Origin of the sequence: Mixta sp., assembly GCF_024610815.1 — a bacterium.
GTDB lineage: Bacteria > Pseudomonadota > Gammaproteobacteria > Enterobacterales > Enterobacteriaceae > Mixta > Mixta calida.
In genome coordinates this window covers 1-10,078 of the sequence record NZ_JANION010000142.1, presented here as the reverse complement: position 1 = coordinate 10,078, position 10,078 = coordinate 1, and the positions used below count along the sequence as shown (strand labels likewise).

Annotated in this window: 8 protein-coding genes; all 8 read left to right on the top strand. The window is 58.0% G+C overall.

The features are described from left to right. Window positions 1-233: 233 nt before the first annotated feature. The 8 genes from sdhC (at window position 234) to sucD (ending at window position 9,883) form a co-directional block, all read left to right on the top strand. The gene (gene sdhC, locus MYY08_RS10355; RefSeq protein WP_288014003.1) at window positions 234-623 is read left to right on the top strand and encodes a succinate dehydrogenase cytochrome b556 subunit; all 390 of its coding nucleotides are present in this window, start codon (window positions 234-236) and stop codon (window positions 621-623) included. After that, entirely contained in the window at window positions 617-964 is a 348-nt protein-coding gene (gene sdhD / locus MYY08_RS10350; protein WP_038627377.1) for a succinate dehydrogenase membrane anchor subunit, read from the top strand. The genes sdhC and sdhD overlap by 7 nt, the downstream gene beginning before the upstream one ends. 2 nt (window positions 965-966) lie before the next feature. Further along, on the top strand, window positions 967-2,733 hold the full coding sequence (gene sdhA / locus MYY08_RS10345) for a succinate dehydrogenase flavoprotein subunit (RefSeq protein ID WP_038627375.1): 1,767 nt from the start codon (window positions 967-969) through the stop codon (window positions 2,731-2,733). A gap of 17 nt (window positions 2,734-2,750) precedes the next feature. Next, complete coding sequence (locus tag MYY08_RS10340) at window positions 2,751-3,467, top strand: succinate dehydrogenase iron-sulfur subunit (protein WP_038627373.1); 717 nt, start codon at window positions 2,751-2,753, stop codon at window positions 3,465-3,467. A 267-nt stretch (window positions 3,468-3,734) separates the two neighbouring features. Then, entirely contained in the window at window positions 3,735-6,542 is a 2,808-nt protein-coding gene (sucA, locus tag MYY08_RS10335) for a 2-oxoglutarate dehydrogenase E1 component (protein WP_038627370.1), read from the top strand. A 13-nt stretch (window positions 6,543-6,555) separates the two neighbouring features. Beyond that, window positions 6,556-7,773: a 2-oxoglutarate dehydrogenase complex dihydrolipoyllysine-residue succinyltransferase gene (odhB, locus tag MYY08_RS10330; RefSeq protein ID WP_038627368.1), complete on the top strand. Its 1,218-nt coding sequence runs from the start codon at window positions 6,556-6,558 to the stop codon at window positions 7,771-7,773. A 68-nt stretch (window positions 7,774-7,841) separates the two neighbouring features. Next, entirely contained in the window at window positions 7,842-9,008 is a 1,167-nt protein-coding gene (gene sucC, locus MYY08_RS10325; RefSeq protein WP_038627366.1) for an ADP-forming succinate--CoA ligase subunit beta, read from the top strand. Further along, on the top strand, window positions 9,008-9,883 hold the full coding sequence (gene sucD / locus MYY08_RS10320) for a succinate--CoA ligase subunit alpha (protein ID WP_038627364.1): 876 nt from the start codon (window positions 9,008-9,010) through the stop codon (window positions 9,881-9,883). The genes sucC and sucD overlap by 1 nt, the downstream gene beginning before the upstream one ends. The last annotated feature ends 195 nt before the right edge of the window (window positions 9,884-10,078 follow it).

The following is a 10,078-nucleotide window of genomic DNA, read 5'->3' as shown; positions in this document are numbered from 1 at the left end:
TCACTGTTCTGCCTAAATGTTTCCAAAGCGTTTGTAGGGGAATTGTAATAAGAATGTGATCGTCCTATACTGCCGCCAGGTCTCCGGAATACCCTGACACCAGGAGCCACCCAGCGTTTTTATCGCTTCAATTAACACTGGATGTTGCTGTTTTGGTGCCGGTGCGCAGTCTGACCACGCCCGTGATCGGCTTTCACCTTCAGGACCGGAGGAAGCAAAATAAGAAAGGCTGTGTGGGCAAAACCGTGAAAAAACAAAGACCTGTCAACTTGGATCTCACTACGATCCGGTTTCCCGTTACTGCAATTGCGTCCATTCTCCACCGCGTTTCCGGCGTCATCAGTTTTGTGGCCGTCGGTATTCTGCTCTGGCTACTGGGTCTCTCGCTCTCCTCACCCGAAGGCTTCCTGCAAGCATCTGCCGTAATGAACAGCTTTTTCGCTAAGTTCATTATATGGGGCATCCTTACCGCACTGGCCTGGCACACTGTCGGCGGCATTCGTCACATGCTGATGGACTTCGGATATTTGGCTGAAACCCAGCGCGTCGGCAACAGCTCTGCGCGCATCGGCTTCGGCATTACTATCGTGCTTTCAATTCTGGCTGGAGTCCTCGTATGGTAAGCAATGCTACTGCACTGGGGCGCAATGGCGTTCAGGACTGGCTGCTGCTGCGCGCCACTGCAATCCTCATTACGCTCTATACCCTGTATATCCTCGGCTTCTTTATTATGTCGGATACCCTGACATACGATATCTGGCGCGCCTTCTTCGCCTCTTCCTTTACCAAGGTCTTTACGCTGCTGACGCTGTTCTCCACCGTCATCCACGGCTGGATCGGCATGTGGCAGGTATTGACGGACTACATTAAGCCGCTGGCGTGGCGCCTGCTGTTGCAGCTGGTGATTGTCGTCGCGCTGTTGGTCTATGCGATTTATGGAACTGTTGTGGTGTGGGGTGCGTGAGAATGAATTTGCCAGTCAGAGAGTTTGATGCCGTAGTGATCGGGGCAGGCGGCGCAGGTATGCGCGCGGCCCTGCAGATTTCCCAGGCGGGGCAGAGCTGCGCCCTGCTGTCTAAAGTTTTCCCTACCCGTTCCCATACCGTGTCTGCGCAGGGCGGTATCACCGTCGCGCTGGGCAACAGCCATGAAGATAACTGGGAATGGCACATGTACGATACGGTGAAAGGTTCCGACTATATCGGCGACCAGGACGCGATCGAGTATATGTGTAAAACCGGCCCGGAAGCGATTCTGGAGCTGGAGCATATGGGCCTGCCGTTCTCCCGCCTTGACGACGGTCGCATTTATCAGCGTCCGTTCGGCGGCCAGTCGCGCAACTTCGGTGGCGAGCAGGCTGCGCGCACCGCGGCGGCAGCCGACCGTACCGGCCATGCGCTGCTGCATACCCTGTATCAGCAGAACCTGAAAAATAAAACCACTATTTTCTCCGAATGGTACGCGCTGGATCTGGTGAAAAACCAGGATGGCGCTGTGGTGGGCTGCACCGCGCTGAGCATTGAAACCGGCGAAGTGGTCTACTTCAAGGCGAAAGCCACGGTGCTGGCCACCGGCGGTGCGGGCCGTATCTACCAGTCTACCACTAACGCGCATATCAATACCGGCGACGGCGTCGGCATGGCGCTGCGCGCAGGCGTGCCGGTGCAGGATATGGAGATGTGGCAGTTCCACCCGACCGGCATCGCGGGCGCGGGCGTACTGGTGACCGAAGGCTGCCGCGGCGAAGGCGGCTACCTGCTGAACAAGCACGGCGAGCGCTTTATGGAGCGTTACGCGCCGAACGCCAAAGATCTGGCGGGCCGCGATGTCGTGGCGCGTTCGATGATGATTGAAATTCGTGAAGGCCGCGGCTGCGAAGGCCCATGGGGTCCGCACATTAAGCTGAAGCTGGATCACCTGGGCAGCGAAGTGCTGGAGTCGCGTCTGCCGGGTATCCTGGAGCTGTCGCGCACCTTTGCCCACGTCGATCCGGTAAAAGAGCCGATTCCGGTTATCCCGACCTGCCACTATATGATGGGCGGCGTTCCGACCAAAGTGACCGGTCAGGCGCTGACCCTGAATGAAAAAGGCGAAGATGTGGTGGTGCCGGGCCTGTTCGCCGTCGGTGAAATCGCCTGCGTATCGGTGCACGGCGCCAACCGTCTCGGCGGCAATTCGCTGCTGGACCTGGTGGTCTTCGGCCGCGCCGCCGGCCTGCATCTGCTGGAATCTATCCAGGAGCAGGGCGAGCTGCGCGACGCGACGGCGGATGACATCGATGCCGCGATGGCGCGCTACCGCCGCTGGGATAACAACACCACGGGTGAAGATCCGGTTGAGATCCGCAAAGCGCTGCAAAGTTGCATGCAGAATAACTTCTCGGTATTCCGTGAAGGCGACGCAATGGCGAAAGGGCTGGAGGATCTGAAGCAGATCCGCGAGCGCCTGAAGCACGCGCGTCTGGACGATCGCTCCAGCGACTTCAACACGCAGCGTGTTGAATGTCTGGAGCTGGATAACCTGATGGAAACCGCTTTTGCTACCGCCGTGGCAGCCAACTACCGCACGGAAAGCCGCGGCGCTCACAGCCGTTTTGACTACCCGGATCGTGACGATGAGAACTGGCTGTGCCATTCGCTCTATCTGCCGCAAACCGAAAGCATGACGCGCCGTGAGGTGAACATGCAGCCGAAACTGCGCGCCGCTTTCCCGCCGAAAGTGCGTACCTACTAATTTGCGGAGAAAAAACGATGAGACTCGAATTTTCCATTTATCGTTATAACCCGGATGTGGATGACGCGCCCCGTATGCAGGATTACACCCTGGAAGCGGAAGACGGACGCGACATGATGCTGCTGGACGCGCTGATTAAGCTGAAAGAGAAAGATCCGTCGTTGGCGTTCCGCCGCTCCTGTCGTGAAGGGGTGTGCGGCTCCGACGGTCTGAACATGAACGGCCGCAACGGGCTGGCGTGCATTACGCCGGTTTCGGCGCTGGGCAACGGCAAAAAGAAAATTGTCATTCGTCCGCTGCCGGGCCTGCCGGTAATCCGCGACTTAGTCGTGGACATGGGGCAGTTCTACAAGCAGTATGAGAAGATTAAGCCTTACCTGTTGAATAATGGCGAAAATCCGCCCGCGCGCGAGCATTTGCAGACGCCGGACGAGCGTGCGCATCTGGATGGACTTTATGAGTGTATCCTCTGCGCCTGCTGCTCAACCTCTTGCCCGTCGTTCTGGTGGAACCCGGATAAGTTCGTTGGGCCTGCGGGACTGCTGGCTGCCTATCGCTTCCTGATTGACAGCCGCGACACAGAAACCGACGCGCGTCTGGACAACCTGAGCGATGCTTTCAGCGTATTCCGCTGCCACAGCATCATGAACTGTGTCAGCGTTTGCCCTAAAGGGTTGAACCCTACAAAGGCAATCGGCCACATTAAGTCTATGCTGTTGCAACGTAACGCGTAACGAAAATGCCGTCCGGGAACTCAGGTTCCCGGATGTTTTACGGAGACCCCGGTAAGGTCTGTCAGGGCGAAAATGCGCCGCCGCGACAAACCTTACCAAGGTTCCCTTACGGGCCAGGGCATCGGTTGCCCACAGCGCTCGTATCGATGAACTGGATCTGGCTGTGCCGCGCGCCTCACAAGCAGGCGCGGGACGCAGCGTTGGGCAAGCCGGTAATCCGGCAACAATGAAACCTCGAAAAAAGCATGAAATGCTTAAGGGATCACAATGCAGAACAGCGCAATGAAGCCCTGGCTTGACTCCTCCTGGCTGGCCGGCGCGAACCAATCTTACATAGAGCAGCTCTATGAGGATTTTCTCACCGATCCTGAATCTGTTGATGCTGTGTGGCGCGACATGTTCCAGCAGCTGCCCGGCACCGGGCTCAAGCCTGAGCAGTTCCACTCCTCGACGCGCGACTACTTCCGTCGCCTGGCGAAAGACACCTCACGCTATGCCGCCTCCGTTGGCGATCCCGATGCCAATGCCAAACAGGTTAAAGTCCTGCAGTTAATCAACGCTTACCGCTTCCGTGGACATCAGCACGCTAACCTCGATCCGCTGGGCCTGTGGCAGCAGGAGCAGGTGGCGGATCTCGATCCCGCCTTTCACGGCCTGAGCGAAGCGGACTATCAGGAAACCTTCAACGTCGGCTCCTTCGCTATCGGTAAAGATCGTCTGCCGCTTGGCGAATTGATCAACGCGCTGAAGCAGACCTACTGCGGTTCGATCGGCGCGGAATATATGCATATCACCAATACCGAAGAGAAGCGCTGGATCCAGCAGCGTATCGAATCGGTAGTGGGCCACGCCGCCTTCAGCAACGAAGAGAAAAAAGGTTTTCTGAAAGAGCTGACCGCGGCGGAAGGGCTGGAACGTTATCTGGGCGCGAAATTTCCCGGCGCGAAACGCTTCTCGCTGGAAGGCGGCGACGCGCTGGTGCCGATGCTGCGCGAAATGATCCGCCACGCCGGTAAAAACGGCACCCGCGAAGTGGTCATGGGCATGGCGCACCGCGGCCGTCTGAACGTGCTGATCAACGTGCTGGGCAAAAAGCCGCAGGATCTGTTCGACGAGTTCGCCGGCAAGCATAAAGAGCATCTCGGCACCGGCGACGTGAAATATCACATGGGCTTCTCCTCCGACGTAGAGACCGAAGGCGGCATGGTTCACCTGGCGCTGGCGTTCAACCCGTCGCACCTGGAGATCGTCAGCCCGGTGGTGATGGGCTCGGTACGCGCGCGTCTCGATCGTCTGGATGAGCCGGTCAGCAATAAAGTGCTGCCGATCACCATTCACGGCGATGCGGCGGTTATCGGCCAGGGCGTGGTGCAGGAAACCCTGAACATGTCTCAGGCGCGCGGCTATGAAGTGGGCGGTACGGTGCGTATCGTGATCAACAACCAGATCGGTTTCACCACCTCTAACCCGAAAGACGCCCGTTCCACCCAGTACTGTACCGATATCGGCAAAATGGTGCAGTCGCCGATCTTCCACGTCAACGCTGACGACCCGGAAGCGGTGGCCTTCGTCACCCGTCTGGCGCTCGATTTCCGCAATACCTTCAAGCGCGACGTCTTTATCGACCTGGTTTGCTATCGCCGCCACGGCCATAACGAAGCGGACGAGCCGAGCGCCACGCAGCCGGTGATGTACCAGAAAATCAAAAAGCATCCGACGCCGCGTAAAATTTACGCCGATCGTCTGGAAGCGGAGCAGGTGATCAACCTGGAAGACGCCACTGAGATGGTCAACCTTTACCGTGACGCGCTTGATGCGGGCGAATGCGTGGTGCCGGAATGGCGTCCGATGAGCCTGCACTCTTTCACCTGGTCTCCTTATCTCAACCACGAGTGGGATGAGAGCTACCCGGAGAAAGTAGACATCAAACGTCTGCAGGAACTGGCTAAACGCATCAGTCAGGTGCCGGAGTCGGTGGAAGTGCAGTCGCGCGTGGCGAAAATTTACAATGACCGCGCCGAAATGGCGGCGGGCAATAAGCTGTTCGACTGGGGCGCCGCGGAAAACCTGGCCTACGCCACGCTGGTGGACGAAGGCATTCCGGTGCGCATCTCCGGCGAAGACTCCGGTCGCGGCACCTTCTTCCATCGTCATGCAGTGATCCACAACCAGGCGAACGGCTCGACTTACACCCCGTTGCAGCATATTCACAACGGCCAGGGGCAGTTCAGGGTCTGGGACTCCGTGCTGTCGGAAGAAGCGGTGCTGGCGTTCGAGTATGGCTACGCCACGGCGGAACCGCGCACCCTGACTATCTGGGAAGCGCAGTTCGGCGACTTCGCCAACGGCGCGCAGGTGGTGATCGACCAGTTCATCAGCTCCGGTGAGCAGAAATGGGGCCGGATGTGCGGCCTGGTGATGCTGCTGCCGCACGGCTACGAAGGGCAGGGGCCGGAACACTCCTCGGCGCGTCTGGAGCGTTATCTCCAGCTTTGCGCAGAACAGAATATGCAGGTGTGCGTGCCGTCCACGCCGGCGCAGGTTTACCACATGCTGCGTCGTCAGGCGCTGCGCGGTATGCGCCGTCCGCTGGTAGTGATGTCGCCGAAGTCGCTGCTGCGTCATCCGCTGGCCGTTTCTTCGCTGGATGAGCTGGCGAACGGCAGCTTCCAGCCTGCTATCGGCGAAGTCGACGACCTCGATCCGAAAGCGGTGAAACGCGTGGTGCTGTGCGCCGGCAAGGTCTACTACGATCTGCTGGAGCAGCGCCGCAAAAATGAACAAAACGATGTCGCCATCGTGCGTATTGAGCAGCTCTATCCGTTCCCGCATAAAGCGGTGCAGGAAGCGTTGCAGCCTTACGCGCACGTGCATGATTTCGTCTGGTGTCAGGAGGAGCCGCTGAATCAGGGCGCCTGGTATTGCAGCCAGCACCACTTCCGTGAAGTGGTTCCTTTTGGTGCTTCTTTACGTTATGCCGGTCGTCCGGCTTCCGCTTCACCTGCTGTAGGTTACATGTCCGTACACCTGAAACAGCAGCAAGACCTGGTTAATGACGCGCTGAACGTTGATTAAATAAGGAAAGATAATGAGTAGCGTAGATATTCTCGTTCCCGACCTGCCTGAATCTGTTGCTGACGCCACTGTAGCAACCTGGCATAAAAAACCGGGCGATGCGGTAAGCCGCGATGAAGTGCTGGTTGAAATCGAAACGGATAAAGTTGTTCTGGAAGTGCCTGCTTCCGCTGACGGCGTGCTGGAAGCCGTACTGGAAGACGAAGGCGCCACCGTGACCTCGCGTCAAATCCTGGGCCGTCTGAAAGAAGGCAACAGCGGCGGCAAAGAGACCACCGCCAAAGCGGAAAGCAACGAATCGACTCCGGCGCAGCGTCAGTCCGCGTCGCTGGAAGAAGAGAGCAACGACGCCCTGAGCCCGGCGATCCGTCGTCTGATTGCCGAGCACAGCCTGGACGCGACAGCCATTAAAGGCACCGGCGTCGGCGGCCGCATCACCCGCGAAGATGTGGAAAAACATCTGAAGCAGCAGCCGGCTGCGGCGAAAGCCGAACCGAAACAGGATGCCGCTCCGCAGCAGCCGCTGGCGGGCCGCAGCGAGAAGCGCGTACCGATGACGCGTCTGCGTAAGCGCGTCGCTGAACGCCTGCTGGAAGCGAAGAACAGCACCGCGATGCTGACCACCTTCAACGAAGTGAACATGAAGCCGATCATGGATCTGCGCAAGCAGTACGGCGACGCCTTCGAGAAGCGTCACGGCGTGCGTCTGGGCTTTATGTCCTTCTATATTAAGGCGGTTGTGGAAGCGCTGAAACGTTACCCGGAAGTGAACGCCTCTATCGACGGCGACGATGTGGTTTACCACAACTACTTCGACGTCAGCATCGCCGTTTCTACGCCGCGCGGTCTGGTGACGCCGGTGCTGCGCGATGTCGATACGCTGAGCATGGCGGATATCGAGAAGAAAATTAAAGAGCTGGCGGTAAAAGGCCGCGACGGCAAGCTGACCGTTGAAGAGCTGACCGGCGGCAACTTTACCATCACCAACGGCGGCGTCTTCGGTTCGCTGATGTCCACGCCGATCATCAACCCGCCGCAGAGCGCTATTCTGGGCATGCACGCCATTAAAGATCGTCCGATGGCGGTCAATGGTCAGGTAGTGATTCTGCCAATGATGTATCTGGCGCTCTCTTACGATCACCGTCTGATCGATGGCCGCGAATCCGTCGGCTATCTGGTTGCAGTGAAAGAGATGCTGGAAGATCCGGCGCGCCTGCTGCTGGACGTCTAATCTTGCCGGGCGCGGTTAAGCCGCGCCCAACGTTATTAATCTTTTCAGACCTGAATGGATAGAACATCATGAACTTACACGAGTACCAGGCGAAACAGCTGTTTGCACGGTATGGCTTACCGGCACCCACCGGTTACGCCTGCACTACGCCACGTGAAGCAGAAGAAGCGGCCTCTAAAATCGGCGCAGGCCCGTGGGTAGTTAAATGTCAGGTTCATGCCGGCGGCCGCGGTAAAGCGGGCGGTGTGAAAGTGGTTAAGAGCAAAGAAGAGATCCGCGCCTTTGCTGAAAACTGGCTGGGTAAACGTCTGGTCACTTACCAAACGGATGCGGAAGGACAGCCGGTAAACCAGATTCTGGTGGAAGCTGCAACCGATATCGATCAGGAACTCTATCTGGGCGCCGTGGTAGACCGCAGCTCGCGTCGCGTGGTGTTCATGGCCTCTACTGAAGGCGGTGTAGAGATTGAGAAAGTGGCGGAAGAAACGCCGCACCTGATTCATAAAATGGCGCTCGATCCGCTGACTGGCCCGCAGCCTTATCAGGGACGCGAGCTGGCGTTCAAGCTGGGTCTGAGCGGCAAGCAGGTGAATCAGTTCACCAAAATCTTTATGGGCCTCGCCACCATGTTCCTGGAGCGCGACCTGGCGCTGGTTGAGATCAACCCGCTGGTTATTACCAAACAGGGTGATCTGATCTGCCTGGACGGCAAACTGGGCGCTGACGGTAACGCCATGTTCCGCCAGCCGGAACTGCGCGAAATGCGCGATCCGAGCCAGGAAGATCCGCGCGAAGCGCACGCGACGCAGTGGGAACTGAACTACGTTGCGCTGGAAGGCAACATCGGCTGTATGGTGAACGGTGCCGGTCTGGCAATGGGCACCATGGACATCGTGAAACATCACGGCGGCCAGCCTGCTAACTTCCTTGACGTGGGCGGCGGCGCAACCAAAGAGCGCGTGACCGAAGCGTTTAAAATCATCCTGTCTGACGACGCGGTGAAAGCAGTATTCGTTAACATCTTCGGCGGCATCGTACGCTGCGACCTGATCGCCGACGGCATTATCGGCGCGGTAGCCGAAGTGGGCGTCAACGTGCCGGTCGTGGTGCGTCTTGAAGGGAACAACGCTGAGCTGGGCGCACAGAAACTGGCGGACAGCGGACTGAACATTATTGCAGCAACCAGCCTGACCGACGCGGCCCAACGCGTTGTTGCTGCAGCGGAGGGTAAATAATGTCCATTTTGATCGACAAAAACACCAAAGTTATCTGCCAGGGTTTCACCGGCGGCCAGGGTACATTCCACTCTGAGCAGGCGCTGGCCTATGGCACGCAGCTGGTTGGCGGCGTGACGCCGGGCAAAGGCGGCACCACCCATCTCGGTCTGCCGGTGTTTAACACCGTGCGCGAAGCGGTGGAAGCCACCGGCGCGACCGCCTCTGTGATCTACGTTCCGGCTCCGTTCTGTAAAGACGGCATCCTGGAAGCGATCGATGCGGGCATTAAATTGATCATCACCATCACCGAAGGTATCCCGACGCTGGATATGCTGACGGTGAAAGTGAAGCTGGATGAAGCGGGCGTGCGCATGATCGGCCCGAACTGTCCGGGCGTTATTACTCCAGGCGAATGTAAAATCGGCATCATGCCGGGTCACATTCATCAGCCTGGCCGCATCGGCATCGTTTCTCGCTCCGGCACGCTGACCTATGAAGCCGTCAAGCAGACCACCGACATCGGCTACGGTCAGTCCACCTGCGTGGGCATCGGCGGCGACCCGATTCCGGGCTCCAACTTCATCGATATTCTGGAGATGTTCCAGAACGATCCGCAGACCGAAGCCATCGTCATGATCGGCGAAATCGGCGGCAGCGCCGAAGAAGAAGCGGCCGCTTACATCAAAGAACATGTCACCAAACCGGTTGTGGGCTACATTGCGGGCGTGACTGCGCCAAAAGGCAAGCGTATGGGCCACGCTGGCGCCATCATTGCGGGCGGCAAAGGTACGGCGGATGAGAAGTTCGCTGCGCTGGAAGCGGCTGGCGTAAAAACTGTTCGTAGCCTGGCAGACATTGGCGACGCTGTAAAAGCTGTTCTCCCTCTCAACTAATCTGTGTCAGATTATTCAGCCTATTGGCCACCTTCGGGTGGCCTTTTTTATGTTCCCGTTGAGTGTCCTGCGCCTGCTGCTTTAATGCTCTCTGTTATTTCCCGTTAACGCTTAGCGTGTATAGGGTGCGTCTAACCGTTTTACCTTCATTGTCCAGATTTTTTGTTCATAAAGGGTAATCAACAGGCTAATAAG

Excerpts from the sequence above, each read along its gene's own strand:
- sucC (WP_038627366.1), top strand. The coding sequence starts at position 7,842 with ATGAACTTACACGAGTACCAGGCGAAACAGCTGTTTGCACGGTATGGC.
- odhB (WP_038627368.1), top strand. The coding sequence starts at position 6,556 with ATGAGTAGCGTAGATATTCTCGTTCCCGACCTGCCTGAATCTGTTGCT.
- sucD (WP_038627364.1), top strand. The coding sequence starts at position 9,008 with ATGTCCATTTTGATCGACAAAAACACCAAAGTTATCTGCCAGGGTTTC.
- sdhD (WP_038627377.1), top strand. The coding sequence starts at position 617 with ATGGTAAGCAATGCTACTGCACTGGGGCGCAATGGCGTTCAGGACTGG.
- sdhA (WP_038627375.1), top strand. The coding sequence starts at position 967 with ATGAATTTGCCAGTCAGAGAGTTTGATGCCGTAGTGATCGGGGCAGGC.
- MYY08_RS10340 (WP_038627373.1), top strand. The coding sequence starts at position 2,751 with ATGAGACTCGAATTTTCCATTTATCGTTATAACCCGGATGTGGATGAC.
- sucA (WP_038627370.1), top strand. The coding sequence starts at position 3,735 with ATGCAGAACAGCGCAATGAAGCCCTGGCTTGACTCCTCCTGGCTGGCC.